General features: G+C 58.8%; 15 protein-coding genes and 4 pseudogenes. 9 read left to right on the forward strand and 10 right to left on the reverse strand.

Annotated elements, in window-relative coordinates; all coding sequences use genetic code 11:
* Nucleotide 1: 1 nt before the first annotated feature.
* The 3 genes and pseudogenes from ACRYJK_RS06870 to ACRYJK_RS06880 all read right to left on the reverse strand — a co-directional run.
* A complete protein-coding gene (locus tag ACRYJK_RS06870; protein WP_482666795.1) occupies nt 2-1,255 on the reverse strand; it encodes an acyl-CoA dehydrogenase family protein in 1,254 nt (417 codons plus the stop codon).
* Nucleotides 1,256-1,424: 169 nt separating this feature from the next.
* Nucleotides 1,425-2,057, reverse strand: coding sequence for an IS5 family transposase (locus ACRYJK_RS06875; protein ID WP_482666796.1), 633 nt, complete (start codon nt 2,055-2,057; stop codon nt 1,425-1,427).
* Nucleotides 2,027-2,143, reverse strand: a pseudogene (locus ACRYJK_RS06880) (transposase); the annotation flags it as partial. The pseudogene ACRYJK_RS06880 and the gene ACRYJK_RS06875, both read right to left, overlap by 31 nt.
* A gap of 2 nt (nt 2,144-2,145) precedes the next feature.
* Between ACRYJK_RS06880 and ACRYJK_RS06885 the strand changes: the two are divergent.
* Nucleotides 2,146-2,496 (forward strand): annotated as a pseudogene (locus ACRYJK_RS06885) (TCP-1/cpn60 chaperonin family protein); the annotation flags it as partial.
* A gap of 95 nt (nt 2,497-2,591) precedes the next feature.
* Here the strand turns inward: ACRYJK_RS06885 and ACRYJK_RS06890 are convergent.
* The 7 genes from ACRYJK_RS06890 to ACRYJK_RS06920 form a co-directional block, all read right to left on the reverse strand.
* On the reverse strand, nt 2,592-3,047 hold the full coding sequence (locus tag ACRYJK_RS06890) for a phosphate-starvation-inducible PsiE family protein (protein WP_482666797.1): 456 nt from the start codon (nt 3,045-3,047) through the stop codon (nt 2,592-2,594).
* 53 nt (nt 3,048-3,100) lie between these two features.
* On the reverse strand, nt 3,101-4,021 hold the full coding sequence (locus ACRYJK_RS06895) for a mechanosensitive ion channel family protein (protein WP_482666798.1): 921 nt from the start codon (nt 4,019-4,021) through the stop codon (nt 3,101-3,103).
* A 39-nt stretch (nt 4,022-4,060) separates the two neighbouring features.
* Nucleotides 4,061-4,528, reverse strand: coding sequence for an NADH dehydrogenase ubiquinone Fe-S protein 4 (locus tag ACRYJK_RS06900; protein WP_482666799.1), 468 nt, complete (start codon nt 4,526-4,528; stop codon nt 4,061-4,063).
* 232 nt (nt 4,529-4,760) lie between these two features.
* Nucleotides 4,761-5,072, reverse strand: coding sequence for a hypothetical protein (locus tag ACRYJK_RS06905; protein WP_482666800.1), 312 nt, complete (start codon nt 5,070-5,072; stop codon nt 4,761-4,763).
* 164 nt (nt 5,073-5,236) lie between these two features.
* Nucleotides 5,237-5,857 carry an HdeD family acid-resistance protein gene (locus ACRYJK_RS06910; RefSeq protein ID WP_482666801.1) on the reverse strand — a complete coding sequence of 207 codons (621 nt, stop codon included), beginning with the start codon at nt 5,855-5,857 and terminating at the stop codon, nt 5,237-5,239.
* 97 nt (nt 5,858-5,954) lie between these two features.
* A complete protein-coding gene (locus ACRYJK_RS06915) occupies nt 5,955-6,872 on the reverse strand; it encodes a YfdX family protein (protein ID WP_482666802.1) in 918 nt (305 codons plus the stop codon).
* A 54-nt stretch (nt 6,873-6,926) separates the two neighbouring features.
* Entirely contained in the window at nt 6,927-7,262 is a 336-nt protein-coding gene (locus ACRYJK_RS06920; RefSeq protein WP_482666803.1) for a DUF5335 domain-containing protein, read from the reverse strand.
* A 271-nt stretch (nt 7,263-7,533) separates the two neighbouring features.
* Between ACRYJK_RS06920 and ACRYJK_RS06925 the strand changes: the two are divergent.
* The 8 genes and pseudogenes from ACRYJK_RS06925 (at nt 7,534) to ACRYJK_RS06960 (ending at nt 16,956) form a co-directional block, all read left to right on the forward strand.
* A pseudogene (locus ACRYJK_RS06925) lies at nt 7,534-8,015 on the forward strand (IS5 family transposase).
* 123 nt (nt 8,016-8,138) lie between these two features.
* On the forward strand, nt 8,139-10,727 hold the full coding sequence (gene clpB / locus ACRYJK_RS06930; RefSeq protein ID WP_482666804.1) for an ATP-dependent chaperone ClpB: 2,589 nt from the start codon (nt 8,139-8,141) through the stop codon (nt 10,725-10,727).
* 37 nt (nt 10,728-10,764) lie between these two features.
* Entirely contained in the window at nt 10,765-11,205 is a 441-nt protein-coding gene (gene trxC, locus ACRYJK_RS06935) for a thioredoxin TrxC (RefSeq protein ID WP_482666805.1), read from the forward strand.
* 41 nt (nt 11,206-11,246) lie between these two features.
* The gene (locus ACRYJK_RS06940) at nt 11,247-12,179 is read left to right on the forward strand and encodes a DnaJ C-terminal domain-containing protein (protein WP_482666806.1); all 933 of its coding nucleotides are present in this window, start codon (nt 11,247-11,249) and stop codon (nt 12,177-12,179) included.
* A gap of 96 nt (nt 12,180-12,275) precedes the next feature.
* Nucleotides 12,276-13,037: a sensor histidine kinase gene (locus tag ACRYJK_RS06945; protein WP_482666807.1), complete on the forward strand. Its 762-nt coding sequence runs from the start codon at nt 12,276-12,278 to the stop codon at nt 13,035-13,037.
* A 60-nt stretch (nt 13,038-13,097) separates the two neighbouring features.
* A complete protein-coding gene (gene dnaK, locus ACRYJK_RS06950; protein ID WP_482666808.1) occupies nt 13,098-15,029 on the forward strand; it encodes a molecular chaperone DnaK in 1,932 nt (643 codons plus the stop codon).
* A 17-nt stretch (nt 15,030-15,046) separates the two neighbouring features.
* Nucleotides 15,047-15,583 carry a nucleotide exchange factor GrpE gene (locus ACRYJK_RS06955; RefSeq protein WP_482666809.1) on the forward strand — a complete coding sequence of 179 codons (537 nt, stop codon included), beginning with the start codon at nt 15,047-15,049 and terminating at the stop codon, nt 15,581-15,583.
* 181 nt (nt 15,584-15,764) lie between these two features.
* Nucleotides 15,765-16,956, forward strand: a pseudogene (locus ACRYJK_RS06960) (IS3 family transposase).
* The last annotated feature ends 80 nt before the right edge of the window (nt 16,957-17,036 follow it).

Genomic DNA, 17,036 nt, shown 5'->3' on the forward strand with positions numbered 1-17,036 from the left:
GTCAATGTCCCCTCCAGGCACGCATCCGTTCTGCATGCCCTTGAAATTCCTGCCGTGCGATGGCCCGCAGATGAACCTCGTCCGGCCCGTCGGCGATGCGGAGTGAGCGCATTCCGGCATAGGCCTGTGCAAGCCCGAAGTCATCGGACAAGCCGCCCGCACCATGAGCCTGCATCGCATCGTCGATGACCCGCAAGGCCGTTCGCGGTGCGGCAACCTTGATCATCGCGATTTCCCGTCGCGCGGCCTTGTTGCCCACCTTGTCCATCATGTCGGCGGTCTTGAGGCAGAGCAGGCGCGTCCTTTCGATGTCCAACCGCGCCTCGCCTATCCGCTGCTCCCATATCGACTGATCCGCCAGCCGTTGTCCAAAAGCCACTCGCGACAGAAGACGGTCGATCATTTTCTCGATCGCCACCTCCGCAGCGCCGATTGCGCGCATGCAGTGATGGATTCGTCCCGGCCCGAGACGGACCTGCGCAATTTCGAACCCCCGGCCTTCGCCCAGGATGATGTTCGAGGCGGGAACCCTGACGTTGCGCAGCAGGACTTCCGCGTGACCATGAGGGGCATCGTCGTATCCGAACACCGGCAGCATCCGCACGACTTCGACCCCATCGGCATCGAGTGGCACGATGATCTGCGATTGCTGGGCGTGTCGTTCCGCTTCCGGATCGGTCTTGCCCATCACGATCGCCATCTTGCAGCGCGGATCACCGACTTCGGACGACCACCATTTCCGCCCGTTTAGAACGCAGTCGTCACCTTCCCTGCGAATGGAGGTCTGGATGTTCGTGGCGTCCGATGACGCCACGTCCGGCTCGGTCATCAGGAATGCCGAGCGGATTTCACCATCCAGTAGCGGCCGCAGCCAAGTGGCCTTTTGCTCTGGCGAGCCATATCTGTGCAGCATTTCCATATTACCGGTATCAGGCGCCGAGCAATTGAATGCTTCGGAGGCAAAGCCCACACGGCCCATCTCCTCGGCGCACAATGCGTATTCGAGATTGCTCAGTCCGGCACCGCGGTAGTTCTCGTCGTCACTTTCAGAAGGTGGAAGGAAGAGGTTCCATAGCCCCTCGGCGAAGGCACGAGCCTTGAGTTCCTCAATGACAGGCGGAGGCGACCAGCGGGAAATACCTTCAGCCTGCATATGCTCATCATAGGCAGGAACTGCTGGATAGACGAACGAACGCATGAAGCTGCGCACCCGGTCACGCCATGCGGTTTGTCTCTCTGATAAAGTGAAATCCATCTGTGCATCTCGCTAGTCGAGGTCGTTCTTCGACATCGATTTCACGTGAATGCTACTTTGCCGTTCCACAGTTCGCCTTGATGCAGATCATAGCTCACCGCGTCCGTCGAACGTGCGCGATATCGCGAGCGGAAATGATCTGCCGCAAACCCATCAGGAAGCGGACAGGCTAGGCGGCGTGGACAAATTGGAGCCAGTATCTGGCGGCGGCGATATGGACCATGCTTAGGAAGCTTTCGGCGAGCTGGTCATATCGAGTGGCGATGGCGCGGTTGATTTTCAGGCGACCGAAGAATCGTTCGATGTGATTGCGTTCCTTGTAGAGCGCTCGGTCATGTTCGATCTTGACCCGGCGATTTGAGCGGCCCGGGATGACGGCCTGGATGTTGCGACCTGCAAGGTCGGTTCGGATGGCATCGGAGTCATAACCCTTGTCGGCCAACAGCGCCGTAGGTGGGCGCTCAGGCAAGGCGATCAACGTGTCGTAGGCCTTGCAATCGGCTGCTTCGCCGACCGTCAGGTGGAAGGCGATGGGTCGTCCTCGGGCATCGGCCAGACAGTGAAGCTTACTGGTGAACCCGCCCCGCGAGCGGCCAAGAGCGCGTCGACAAGCCCCCCTTTCCCGCCCGCCGCCGAGACGTGGGCGCGAACCGTGGTGCTGTCTATGCTGTAGTGGCCGCTGTCCGCCATGACCTCGGCCAGGGTGACCGATAGCGCCTCCCAGACCCCGGCCTCGCTCCAGCGCCGGAAGCGCCGGTAGATCGTGTTCCAGTTGCCGTATCTGGGCGGCACATCGCGCCACGGCGTCCCGCAACGCAGCCGCCAGAGTAGACCGTTGCTGATGGAGCGGTTCTCTTCAGGCGGTCGCCCACGGCCCCGGTTTGCCACGTCAATCGCTCGAGGGCCTCAAGGCCGCCAATGACGACCAGCAGTCCGGTATCAACATCGTGCGTCGCGCCCTGCGCGCCCCGGCTCGCCAGATTGCCGAGAACGCGGGCGAGGACGGTGCCTATATCGTCGGCAAGCTGCTCGAAGGCGACGACTAAAACCATGGCTTCAACGCCGCGACCGGCGAATATGAAGACCTGGTGAAGTCGGGTGTGATCGATCCAGCGAAGGTGGTACGCACCGCGCTGCAGGATGCGGCTTCGGTTGCCTAGCTGCTGATCACCACCGAGGCGCTGGTTGCCGAACTGCCGAAAGAAGACACGCCCGCTCCGATGCCGGCGATGGACTTCTGAGGCTGCCATTTCTCTTGGAAGCGGGATAGGCGCTCGCATGGGCGCGCCGGTCTTTTTTGGTCTGTAACCGCGCTGGCTACGGCTTCAGACAGGCCCTATTCCTGTAGCTGCTCAAGCCGCTCCTGCCTATCCTGATCGCGAACAAGCCAGAATACCGCACCGAGTGCCAGCACAGCTCCTGAAAGCGCGGCGACTTTCGCGGCGCTCGTGTCTGCCAAATCCAGGATGATGAACTTGCGCACAATTGCCAGCAGCGCAATCAGGATTATCGTGCGCACCTGCAGGATACCGAAACCCCTGTCGGCAGCTACGAGCAATGAGCGCTTGAACTCAAGCGCAATCACAACGGTGAAAATCATGCCGAAGACAGCCTGGAAGGTGGAAAAATCGAGCGGATCGAGAGCGCCCAAGACAAGACTTGTGACAACTTCGCGCAGCAATGACCAAACCGCCGCGATCACGACGATTGCAATTATTCCGCTGAGAACGATAACAACTGCGTCCTCGAATTTCTCGTAGAGAGACATCGCAGACCATTCTGCACGTGTCATTTTGCGCAATCTCAGACAATTCGCGAGCATTAGTTTATCCTTGCGGCCGTCTTTTAAACATTCTTCACTACAGCATCGGTTTGTCCAAGCAGGATGTTCAGCGGAGGGGCAGGGCTCCTTCGGAAGCCCCGGATACAGGGTAAGGTGCTGGAATGGTATTTCGATGCCAGTCTCGTCGAACGCCTGCTCGATCCTGCGGAAGAACTCCCTGCGCACTTTCCATTCCGCCCTGGCTTCACCTTCGGGCGCAGTCGCAAGATGACGGCACTTTCACCTAGCGCTTCCACACCGACAATCTCGGGTTCATCAATTATGCGCTCGGCAAAGGCGCGATCCTGCCCCATCTGCGAGGCAGCGCAGTGCATAATGCCCAACGCCTCGTCTGTCTTTTTTCGATAGGCGATACCGACATCGATCACCGACCTGGAATATACCATGGTCATGTTCACGATATGGGTAATGTTCCCACATGGCACGAATATCACGTTGCCATCGTAATCGCGCAGGCGAACGCTTCGCAGCGTGATTTCTTCTACCACTCCAATATGGCCACCGATCTCGACTATGTCATCGACGCGCAGCTGCCCTTCAAGCAGAATGATGAATTCGGAAAAATAGTCTTTCACACGGCCCTGCGCGGCAAAACCTGCTGCAATTCCGGCCACTCCCGCAGCAGTCAGCAAAGGCGCTATGGATACGCCCATGATCGAGAGCAATGTCACCCCGGCAACTGACCATATCACGATGCGCCTGCATATCAGACCAGTCCTGTATGCAGTTGTAACCCTCCCAACAGAATCTGGATCACTCCGTTTGCTTGTCATCTTCTGTTTTATGCGCCGCATCAGGCGCGAAGGCACAGCTGCCGCCATCGAAGCGAGAAACACGACCAACACGATCCGCACTGCGTCTTTAAGCAAGGATGAGGAAACGGAGAGAGTTCGCAATTCAAATTCGTCGATTACATTTTCCACCTGATACTCGCTTATTTTCGACTGTATCGACCTTTCGGCCTAGCCAATTGTTGCGCCCGTAAATGCTGGCGGGTCGGAGGCAGGAAAGCTTTCGAGCAGCGCTTCATCCACCGGGTCGAACTCCTTCTCGCGCTCAGCCCGCTCACCGGCTTGCGCACCTCGATACAGCCGGTTTTGGGAAATCTGTTTGCCCTCTCCTGACCATCGTATCGGCCAGTTCCCGGGCGCATCAGAGCCACGATAGAGTTGGTCGATCTTAGAACTGAGATGCCGCGACTCCGGATTGTGGATGACCCTGTATTCCCACCCCTGTCGCTCGGCGAATGCGATAGCGCTGTCCCGGTCAGGAAACTGAACACGGATATGGCGATATGGATCATCATTGGTGATCCATCCCGTGTATGCGTCGTAGCCCAGTGATCTTCTCGCCTCGAACTCAAGGTACCACGGTCGCGGGCGGTGCCCGCCCTGAAGCGTGGAGCGCGGCTCCTGATAGATCTTTGCCATTGGAATTTCGGCGGAAATAGTATTCGTGCCGGGCTGCTTCGATAGGCGCGGCGGGCAATTATGGCCTCTGTGCATGTTCAAGTCCTTTACCCTTCTATCGTCACTGCCCGTTACGCTTCGTTCAGATCATCGAGCCGTTCCATCTGTCGAGAGTTCCGGCGGATCAGTTCCTGTGCGGTGTCATTCTTGGCGCTCCCGACCTCGTCAAGCATGTCGCATCGCATGCCGAGGGTCAGGTGGGCGACGGCATGCATTCATCGATAAGAGCCGGGCCGGAGTCGCGTTTTGCGGCGATTTCTGCGACTTTTTCGATCGCTGCCATGTAAACCGAGTTCTTCTGGTCGAACAGATGGACGCGGGCCTCTTTGCTGAGTTCGAGTTCGGTCTGGCGGTTGAGTAACATCGCGGTGAGAAAGATCGTCGCGACAGCGCCAAGGAAGACAAGGATGGTTTCCTGCACGAACGGAAATCTGGACGCGCCGACATAGAGCTCATGGTAAAGCGCATATCCAAAGACCAATGCGGCAAGGATGCCAGGAGCCATACGATCTCACGAATGCGCGGCCTTGTTACCTCCATCGCCCGCCCTTGCAGTCGGATGCTTGCCGACCCGCTCCGAATCTAGTGCCCCGCCGAGGCGATACTTCGGGATAGGCTCATGTGATTGATCCTGAAGCCAGAAACCGCTTCATGATGCGGCAAAGCCACCTAGCTCGCCGACTGCGTCAGTGCATCATCCCCCTTCGATGCGCGCCGCAAGCGAAAGCCAAGGAGCAGCATGACCGTTCCGAACATCGCGGCGTAGAACGCGAGGACCCAGCCCAAGGCGAGGAATGTCTCGACGGGAGCAGTCAAGAGCATCCAGATTACGAAGCCGGCCAGCGCAAGGGACAACAGACCCCCTAGCCCGAGCCAAAACTCGCCCTTGATTTCCTTGCGCAGCCGAATGGCGGTCACGATCTGGGCGATGCCCGAGGCAGACGACCAGAATGCGATCATCCACCAAAAGAACAGCGAAAGCACGAAACTGGCCATCATTGGAGTAATCAGCACAACAATACCAGTGCCGATGCCGACCACGCCGTTGAATGCCAGCCAACCCCACTTCTCACCCGCGCGGATGTTGCGAAAAGCCGCGATAAGCGAGAATATTCCGTCTGCCATCGAGAAGGCGCCGAAGATGATTGTCAGCCCGAGCAAGGCGCTGGCAGGCAACAGCACCGCGAGCACCGCAAGGATCAGCGCAAGCACACCGCGCAAAACGAATGTCCACCAGTTTCCTGCTAGACTACAGACCGGGAAAGGGATTTTATGTGCCAGTGTTGCCATATCGATAGCCCCATACGTTGAGATCGGAATTCAACGAAGACAATATTTCTGACGGTACGCTGCCTTCATTGCATAACGGACCGCCAGGGTATAGCTCTCAATTCTTTGTCGGCTGTACTGCTTCGCGGGCCTTGCCGAAAAGCCCCTTGATGCGTTCGAATAAGCGAGTTGCAGCATTGCCCCCGCCAGTCTCTCGCTCAAGTTCTTTGATCGCGTCCTGCAGATCGTCAAGATCCTTCTTGGTTGCATAACCGAGCGCTTGCGCCATCTCGATTTGCTCACGGGCCTTTAGCAGTTCCGCAGCGATTGCCTGGTTGTCTTGTTCCGTGCGGTTCTCCTTTGCCGCAACGAGCCGCGCAGCCTCGACGCTTGCCTCTGCACGGACGATCGGCAAGGGAATTACGGTTTCGGTCACGACAATGGTGCTCAGGGCGTTTAGCAAGACGAGCTTGGCCTCCTGAGGCTTCTGTTCGTTCAGCAGTGCGGCCGCGCGTTTGATGGCATCAGGATAGGTACCCAGCGGAAGGTTGCTGGTCCGGATAACCATCTCGCTTGCGAGGCTTTCCATGAGCCGCCTCGCTTCCTGCAAACGTCCATTGTCAGTCAGATCCGCGATCCGGTCGGAGAGCGCCTTGACATCGCCTGGGGTTGCAAGAACATCATGTTCGATGACCGAATTGGCCACCGGAGCAAGTGCCAGCATAGGTTCGCGCGCCAGGATGATCTCAAGTTTGCCCGTGGCCCTGGCCAGAGCGTCGATCGCCTCCTGATTATTGCCCGCGTGAATGGCGTTGATAGCCGCCTGCGTTTCATCGAGAGCGGAAACCGCTTCCGCCAGCAGAGTTCCGAGTTGCGCCTGATCCTTAGCCGCGGCGCCGCGCGCAGCCTGATCCGTATCGGTTGCGCTAGCCGAAGCTTCCTGTCCGTCCGCCGCCTCCTCGGCATTATCGGAACAGGCCGTAGCCGCAAGCAATGCGATGACGGCAACGCCATGGGCAAGATTTCTGAATTTCATGGCTGAACTCCCTCTTTGATGGTTGGACCACAAGTTGGTTTATGGAAGTAAAGCTTAATCGGCAGGGGGGGGCAACTTAAGCGGATCCCGGAATGATACGAGATGCCGCACACCTTCCCTGTCCAAAATAAGGACTGCCTCGATATTATCGTCGTAGCCTTTGGTCTGGATATCGACCGGATGAGGGATCAGGTGAGCAAGCCCCTCAAGGGCGATGACCACGACATCGTCTTTGTGATCATAGGTGATACCGAGGATTGGAAGAAATTCGGCCTCGATCTGATCGCCCAAATCCAGCGATTGGACCTCGATTTCGGCGCGCAGGCCATGCAACCGCTTGCTGATGCGATCGCACAATTCTGCCCACTCGATTTTGGCAATTTGCTCCATCACTACCTCCATCAAGGTTTCAAACGGGTGAAATCGCTGACGGCGCCTCCGTTCGTAAACTCGCGAAAGCCGCATCTCAATGCCGTTTCCGCTATCCTCGCCGACTCGACAGTCATCTGGCGATGCGAGCGTATCATAGGAAGCAGATCGACCCGCCCATTTATTTGTGTCAGGACCAAAATGGCTTTTCTATCTAGGTTCAGGACCCATTAGATCGCTTGCGCGGGAGGCAATCGGTTGATTCAATGGCAGCATCAAGGAGGTGGTGCTGTTGTCAGATCTGTGGTTGTTGAGCGAGGCGCAGATGCGCCGGATCGAGCCCTATTTCCCCTGTCGCACGGCATTCCGCGGGTCGATGATCGCCGTATCGTGAGCGGCTGTCTGCGACGGCAAGGGCCGCCCGTGATCATGCTGCTCAGCGAAGGGCAGATGAGCGACTACAAGGGCGCTGCGCTGATGATCGATGCCTTCCCCAAGGCCAGGGCTTTGCTCGCCGATCGGGGCTACGATGCCGACTGGTTCCGCGCCGCGCTGGCCGAGCGTGGCATAGCCGCCTGCATCCCGTCAAAGAACAACCGCAAAGTCCCCATCCCGCACGACACAGCCCTCTACCGCCAGCGCCACAAGGTCGAGAACATGTTCGGCAGGCTCAAGGACTGGCGACGCATCCACACCCGCTACCACCGATGCGCCCACACCTTCATGTCCGCCATATGTATCGCTGCAACCGTCATCTTCTGGCTGCCGCAATGAGTCCTGAGCCTAGAGGCTGGCGTCGTTGCGGGTTGATATGTGAGCAGACGGGAATTCGATTTCCTGCTAGTGCCTACTCAAAGTCCCATTTAAGATTTTAATTACGCTTGGAGACCCTTTGCGATGAACCTCGAGAAATTCACCGACCGGGCCAAGGGCTTTCTACAGAGCGCCCAGACAGTTGCCGTCCGCATGAGCCATCAGCGCATCACGCCAGTCCATATTCTCAAGGCATTGCTCGAAGATGAGGAGGGCATGGCCGCGCAGCTCATCCAGCGAGCAGGCGGTAGCCCCCCTGCCGCCATTGGCGAGGTTGAAAAGTCATTGCATAAATTCCCGGCGGTTTCCGGCTCCGGAGCGCAGACGCCGCCCGCCCTAGACAATGATTCGGCTCGCCTGCTCGATCAGGCCGAACAGCTGGCAAAGAAGGCCGGCGACAGCTTCGTTCCTGTACAGCGCATATTGCAGGCCATGGCCCTTTCCGACAGCACCGACGCAGGCAAGGCTTTGCAGGCTGCCGGCGTGAATGCGAAGTCGCTCGAGGCGGTGATTCAGGAAGTGACCGGCGGTCGCACCGCAGACAGCGCAAGCGCAGAAGAGAGCTACGATGCGCTCAAGAAATACGCCCGCGACCTGACCCAAGCGGCGCGCGACGGCAAGCTCGACCCGGTGATCGGCCGCGACGAAGAGATTCGTCGCACAATCCAGATTCTGGCCCGCAGGACCAAGAACAATCCCGTTCTTATCGGTGATCCCGGCGTGGGCAAGACCGCGATCGCCGAGGGGCTGGCGCTGCGCATCGCCAATGGCGATGTGCCCGACAGCCTCAAGGGCCGCACGCTAATGGCGCTTGACATGGGCGCGCTGATTGCGGGTGCGAAATATCGCGGCGAATTCGAGGAACGCTTGAAGGCCGTGATCGACGAGGTGAAAAATTCCGATGGGCAGATCATCCTGTTCATCGACGAGATGCACACTCTGATTGGCGCGGGCGCCAGCGAAGGCAGCATGGACGCCGCGAACCTCCTGAAGCCGGCGCTGTCGCGCGGCGAGTTGCACGTGATCGGCGCTACTACGCTCGACGAATACCAGAAATATGTCGAGAAGGATGCGGCACTCCAGCGGCGCTTCCAGCCGGTCTATATCGTTGAGCCGAGCGTCGAGGACACGATATCCATCCTGCGTGGTCTGAAGGAAAAATACGAACTGCACCACGGGGTAAACATTACCGACAGCGCGATCGTGGCCGCTGCGCAGCTATCCGATCGCTATATCCAAAACCGCTTCCTTCCCGACAAGGCGATCGACCTGATGGACGAGGCGGCGAGTCGCATCCGCATGGAAGTAGAAAGCAAACCCGAAGAGATCGAAAACCTCGACCGCCGCATTATCCAGCTCAAGATCGAGGAAAGCGCGCTCGCTAAGGAAAGCGACGAGGCGAGCAAGGACCGGCTCGCCACCTTGCGCAAAGAATTGGCCGAGCTCGAGCAGAAATCGAGCGAGCTGACCACGCGCTGGCAGAACGAACGCGACAAGATTCAGGCTGAGGCAAAGATCAAGGAACAGCTCGACCTGGCCCGGCTCGAGCTGGAGCAGGCGCAGCGCGCGGGCGACCTGCGAAAGGCGGGCGAGCTGTCCTATGGCACGATACCGAGCCTCGAAAAGCAGCTTGAGGAGGCACGTGGTGCAAATAAGACTGCGTTATTGCGCGAGGAAGTGACCGAGGAGGACATCGCCTCTGTCGTCAGCCGCTGGACAGGCGTGCCGGTGGACAAGATGATGGAAGGCGAGCGCGAGAAGCTGCTCAAGATGGAAGAGTTTCTCGGTCGTCGCGTGATCGGGCAGCAGCAGGCGGTACAGGCTGTCTCGAAGGCCGTGCGCCGAGCACGCGCTGGCTTGCAGGATCCCAACCGGCCATTGGGCAGCTTCCTGTTCCTTGGCCCTACGGGCGTTGGCAAAACCGAGCTGACCAAGGCGCTGGCCGAGTTCATGTTCGACGACGAGCGCGCCATGGTGCGCATCGACATGAGCGAATTCATGGAAAAGCACGCGGTCGCCAGACTGATCGGCGCGCCTCCGGGTTATGTAGGTTACGAGGAAGGCGGCGTACTTACCGAGGCGGTGCGGCGGCGACCTTACCAGGTGGTACTGTTCGACGAAGTGGAGAAGGCGCATCAGGACGTGTTCAACGTTCTGCTGCAGGTACTCGACGACGGTCGCCTGACCGACGGGCAGGGCCGGGTGGTGGACTTCTCGAACACGCTGATCATCTTGACCAGCAACCTCGGCAGCCAATTCCTCTCCAGCCTCACCGACGATCAGAAGGTGGAAGATGTCGAGCCGCAGGTGATGGACGTGGTGCGCAGCCACTTCCGCCCCGAGTTCCTCAACCGGCTTGATGAAATCATTCTGTTCCATCGCCTGAGCCAAGAACACATGGCACCGATCGTCGATATCCAGGTCAAGCGCGTCCAGAAGCTGCTGAAGGACCGGAAGATCACGCTCGACCTCACCGAAGGCGCGCGCAACTGGCTCGGTCGGGTGGGTTACGACCCGGTATATGGCGCCAGGCCGCTCAAGCGAGCGGTACAGCGCTATCTGCAAGATCCGCTGGCGGAAAAGCTGCTGGCCGGCGAGATCCCTGACGGTTCGACCGTCAAGGTGGACGAGGGCGAAGAAGGTCTCGTTTTCGTCATTCCATCCCAGATCTGAGCAGCGCGAGCGCACGACAAGCAAGGGAAGGGCGCGAATGGAAGCCGACAAGATCAAGGTAGTTTGCCCACATTGTGAAGCGGTCAACGCTATCCCGCCTGATCGGCCAGCTCAGGCCGCAAAATGCGGCAAATGCCACAAGGCGCTGTTCAATGGTTCGCCCGTCGACCTGCTGGGCCAGAAGTTCGATCGCCATATCACACGATCCGACATACCTGTTGTTGTGGATTTCTGGGCGACGTGGTGCGGTCCCTGCCGCGCCATGGCTCCATCATTTGCCCAGCTCACGATTGCAATCGAACCGCGCGCCAGGTTCGCAAAGGTCGATATCGACAAGGCTCCCCAACTTGCCGCCCGGTACGGCGTGCAGGGCGTCCCCGCCTTGTTAATATTCAAAAATGGACGGCTGGCCGATCAACCATCCGGTGCCTTACACCCCTCAGCGCTTCGCCAATGGGTGGAGGCACATATTGGCTGACCCGCATTGCCCCCGCATCCTAATTTCAGGTGATTTAGTTAATGGCAGATCCTTATACGATACTCGGCCTATCGCGCACTGCAGATCAGTCTGCAATCAAGAAAGCCTATCGCAAACTCGCCAAAGAGCTTCATCCTGATCGCAACAAGGACAAGCCAGATGCGGCGGCCCGGTTCGCGGAAGTCACGCAAGCATATGATCTTTTGAGCGATGTCGAGCAACGCGCACGATACGACCGCGGCGAGATCGACGAGCACGGCAACCCGCGCGCACCTTACGGTTTCGAAGATTTCCAGGGCCATGGGCCGTTCTCGGGCGGAGGACCCTTTCGATCGGCGCAGGATGGAGCGACATCCTTTCATTTCTCTGGCGATTCGGAGGAATTGGGGGACATCTTCGCCGATCTCTTTGGGCGGGGTCGCGGGGCTGGCGGGCGCGAATATCGCCCGCGAGGAAGCGATGTGCTCTATGCGGTAAATGTCCCGTTCGAAAATATCGCCACTGCAAAACCATTCGCAATCAACCTCGATGGCGGCGAACAAATCGAGGTCAAGATCCCTCCGGGAACCCAGAGTGGAGATCGCCTGCGCGTTGCGGGCAAAGGGCGGCCCGGACTGGGAGGGCGCGGTGACGCGATTCTTGAACTGACCGTCACGCTCCACCCTTTCTTCCGACAGGATGAGGACGACATTCGCCTCGACCTGCCAATCCGGTGGGACGAGGCCGTACTCGGCGCAAAAGTGCGCGTACCCACGATCGATGGACCGATCATGCTAACAGTGCCGAAGGGATCCACCTCGGGCAGAATTCTGCGCATCAAGGGTAAAGGAATGGCGCGTCGCCAAGGTGGGCGCGGCAATCAACTGGTGCGGTTGATGGTTGACCTTCCGCAGAACGATAAAAGCTTGGAAGCGTGGGCCAAGGAATGGCGAGAAAAGAATGAATACAATCCCCGCTCGAAGCTGGGGGTCTAATGTGATAACATTGGGACAGGCAAGGCCGATCCGAAACGCATAATCTGGATCAGCGGAGAAGCGACTAGAGGTACATTTTCGCATAGGAGGCCGGTCATGAAGCGTCAATTTCAAAGTGGCTTTCGGGACATGATGCCAGCAGGAACGTTGTTAATGACCCCTCTGCCATCGACGGAAGACCTGACAAGCATGCTTGCCGTGCTGGCTGCGGGCCTGGAAACGTTGGAATTCGCCGATGAGCAGGAGGCGATCAAGCTTCGTCGCAAGATGCGTATGGCGCTCCTCAATTCGGCAAGATTAGTGAGCAAATGGTCTGTTCTGGCTGCTAATTCGCCGCTTCAGGAATTGGTCGATGTGCCAGAATTGATCAAGCATTTGATGGACCAGATCCAGTCAGGGATTCCAGTGGAGGTGGAGTTTGAAAAGATACTTGAAACAGGTTTGTGGCCGGTTCGGGTTGCCCCTGCCTCTTTCGCCAGCGCTTTATCGGCCCTGCTTGAAAATGCATTCCTGGCTGCAGGAGGAAATGGTGGGAAAGTATCTTTGCGCTTGAGGAACCGCCCAGAAATTGACGCTCTCCCCGAGCGGATTGAAATTGAAGTTGCTGACAATGGCCCTGGGCTCAGACCCGATACGATCGCGCTGGCTTTCGAGCCGTTCTATTCGAATTGGGGCGCTGATCATCGCCTTGGGCTCGGACTTACTCATGCACAGCGCTTCGCACAGAAGTCTGGAGGCAGCATAAGCTTGGTGCCTCGATCACCCCGTGGGGTCCGCGCAGTCTTGTGGCTGCCGCGCGCATACGACCATTCCACCAGCCGATCCAGCCAGAGCGCTGACGTGATCCTTCTGCGTTAGGGGAACGACGAACCCACGCCCGAACACATCTTAATCTATTGTTTTCTGGAGCTCCAATCCATGTCTAAAGTTATCGGCATCGACCTCGGAACAACCAACAGCTGCGTTGCCGTTATGGAAGGCGGCAAGCCCAAAGTGATCGAGAATTCGGAAGGTGCGCGCACCACGCCGTCCGTCGTCGCCTTCACCAAGGATGGCGAACGCCTGATCGGCCAGCCCGCCAAGCGCCAGGCCGTGACCAACCCGGATAACACCCTGTTCGCGATCAAGCGCCTGATCGGTCGGCGGTTTGACGATCCGACCACCAAGAAAGACATGGAGCTTGTTCCATACAAGATTGTCGAGGGGCCCAACGGCGATGCATGGGTTGAAGCGGGCGGTGAGAAGTACAGCCCTTCCCAGGTTTCCGCTTTCATCCTGCAAAAGATGAAGGAAACCGCCGAAGAGTACCTGGGCCAAAAAGTCGAGAAGGCGGTAATAACAGTCCCGGCCTACTTCAATGATGCCCAGCGCCAGGCGACCAAGGATGCCGGCAAAATCGCCGGTCTCGAAGTCGAGCGCATTATTAACGAGCCGACTGCTGCGGCGCTCGCCTATGGACTCGATAAGGATGAAGGCAAGACTATTGCTGTTTACGACCTCGGCGGCGGTACGTTTGACGTATCGATCCTCGAAATCGGTGATGGCGTATTCGAGGTGAAGTCGACCAATGGCGATACCTTCCTCGGCGGCGAAGACTTCGACAGCGCGGTGGTGGAATATCTGGCCGACTCCTTCAAGAAGAAGGAAAATATGGACCTCAGACCCGACAAGCTCGCCCTGCAGCGCCTCAAGGAAGCGGCGGAAAAGGCCAAGATAGAGCTGTCAAGCGCGGCACAGACCGAGATCAACCTTCCCTTTATCACTGCGCGCATGGAAGGCGGCACCACGACGCCGCTGCATTTGGTCCAGACAATCACCCGCTCCGACCTCGAAAAACTGGTTGACGGCCTGATAAAGCGCACGCTCGAACCCTGCAAAAAGGCCATGGCTGACGCTGGGATCGACAAAGGGGCGATAGACGAAGTGATACTGGTAGGTGGCATGACCCGCATGCCCAAGGTACGCGAGGTGGTCGAGGATTTCTTTGGCAAGAAGCCGCACACTGGCGTTAACCCCGACGAGGTTGTCGCCATGGGTGCCGCCATCCAGGCGGGTGTCTTGCAGGGCGACGTCGAGGATGTTCTCCTGCTCGACGTGACCCCGCTGTCGCTCGGTATCGAGACGCTGGGCGGCGTGTTCACCCGCATGATCGACCGCAACACCACGATTCCGACCAAGAAAACGCAGACCTACTCGACCGCGGATGACAACCAGCAAGCCGTCACCATCCGCGTGTTTCAGGGCGAACGTGAGATGGCGGCCGACAACAAGCTGCTCGGCCAATTCGATCTGGTTGGGATTCCGCCTGCGCCGCGCGGCGTGCCGCAGATCGAGGTCACGTTCGACATCGACGCCAACGGCATCGTGAACGTTTCGGCCAAGGACAAGGGCACGGGCAAGGAACAGCAGATCCGTATCCAGGCATCGGGCGGTCTCAGCGAAGCCGACATCGACCAGATGGTGCGTGATGCCGAGAAGTTCGCCGAGGAAGACAAGAAGCGGCGTGAAGCCGCCGAGGCTCGCAATCAGGCCGACAGCCTGGTCCATGCGACCGAAAAGCAGCTCGAAGATCATGGCGACAAGATTGCTGCCGACACCAAGGCAGCCGTCGAAGCTGCGATCGCCGAAACCAAGACGGCGCTTGAAGGCGACGATCACGATGCGATCAACGCGAAGGCTCAGGCCCTCACCGACGCTGCCATGAAGATGGGGCAGCAGATCTACGAGAAGGAGCAGGCCTCTGCCGCCGGCTCTGCCGATGCCGGTAGAGCTGCCGGTTCGGAAGCTTCGGATGATGAAGAAGTCGTCGACGCCGAATTCTCCGAGGTCGATGACGACAAGAAAGACTAAGTACGGGGGTTCAGGCCGTGTCGGACAATGCAAAGAATGGCGAGAACGAGGACGGATTGCCCTCGACAGTTGGTAAAAGCGTAGAGTCGGAGGTCCTGCCGGAACCGGAAGAAGGGGACGCGTTACAGGATCGATTGCTTCGTGCACTGGCGGAAGCTGAGAATGCGCGAAAGCGCGCAGAAAAAGCGGGAGCCGAAGGTCGACAGGCCGGGATGGCGCAACTGTTATCCGAATTAGCACCAGCGCTCGACAATCTCGACCTTGCCTTGGAGGCCTTGGCGGGTTCACACGAGATCGAGCCATCGTTGATCAAGGGGCTGGAGGCGACGCGGCGAGCAATCAACGATGCCTTGCACAAGGCCGGGGTAAAAATACTGCGTCCTTCGATTGGCGAAGATCCTGATCCCCACGTGCATGAAATTATCGGCACCGTGGCGAGTACGGGATCCAATACAGGCCAGATCGTGAGCGTCGCGCAGTCAGGTTACATGATTGGGCCCAGACTGGTTCGCGCCGCGAGAGTCATTGTTTCACGAGAACGTGATGCTTCCTGACGTGACATGACCAGCCTCTTTCGGCGCGGAACCGGCGGCCAAGCGAAAAGGCCTGGAGACGGACCGCGTTATAGCGGCGAGCTGACGTGACCCCCAGCTGGGATTAGAGCCGGGCTGACGGGACCCCCTGATTTTCCTCCAAGTTGGATTAGAGTCCGGCCCTAGTAGAAGGACGGACGAGATGAAGAGAACGAGGTTTTCAGAAGAGCAGATCATCGGAGTGCTGAAGGAGGCTGAGGCGGGTGCGAAGACTGCTGACCTGGCTCGGCGGCACGGTGTGTCGGAAGCGACGATCTACAACTGGAAGTCGAAGTATGGCGGGCTGGAGGTGTCCGATGCCCGCCGACTGAAGGAGCTCGAGAGCGAGAACGCGAAGCTCAAGCGTTTGCTTGCCAATGAGATGCTGGATCAGGCCGCGTTGAAGGATCTTCTGGCAAAAAAGTTTTGACGCCCGCCGCGCAGCGAGAAGCTGTTGCTCATCTCCAGGCGTGCCATGGGATGAGCGAGCGGCGGGCGTGCCGTGTCATCGATGCTGATCGCAAGAGCGTGCGCTACCGTTCCACCCGGGACGATGACGTCGATCTGCGTGAGAAGCTGCGCGAGCTGGCCAACCAGCGTCGGCGGTTCGGTTATCGCCGTTTGCATATCCTGCTGCGCCGGGAGGGCGTGATGATCAACCGCAAGAAGACCCAGAGACTTTACGAGGAGGAAGGGCTTGCAGTCAGGCGACGACGAAGCCGCAGGCGTGCTGTCGGCACAAGAGCGCCTGCTTCGGTTCTGGCGTTCCCGAACCAGCGCTGGAGCCTGGACTTCGTGCACGACCAGATGGCATCCGGCAGGCGGTTCCGGGTGCTCAACGTGGTCGATGACGTGACGAGGGAGTGCCTGGCAGCGGTGCCGGACACGTCGATCTCTGGGCGCCGTGTCGTGCGCGAGCTGACCGCGCTGATCGAACGGCGTGGCAAGCCCGGCATGATCGTCAGCGACAATGGGACGGAACTCACCAGCAACGCCGTGCTGGCATGGTGCGGCGAGATCGGCGTCGAGTGGCATTACATCGCGCCCGGAAGGCCGATGCAGAATGGCTATGTCGATAGGTTGGCTCCGCCGCCCTACGGGTCAATGGCCGGATGCGGGACGAGCTCCTCAACGAGACGTTGTTCCTGAGCATGGCTCACGCCCGGGTCGAGATCGCTGCCTGGGTGGAGGACTACAACCGGGAGAGGCCGCATTCTTTCCTCGACTACAACACCCCGGCGGCGTTCGCCGCCGAAGTGGATAAGCAATGGCCTGCTTCGCTACGCCCTACGGGCTCCGCTACGCAGCCCATTGCTTCAACCGCGCTGATGCGCAAAACAACCGCCCGGCTCTAATCCCAGCTGGGGGAAAGCTGGGGGTCACGTCACTCTGAGAAACTGGCGCCCCGGAAGATTTCGGTGAAGGCCGGATAAGA

It is taken from the genome of Sphingomonas sp. BLHR8 (assembly GCF_056821725.1).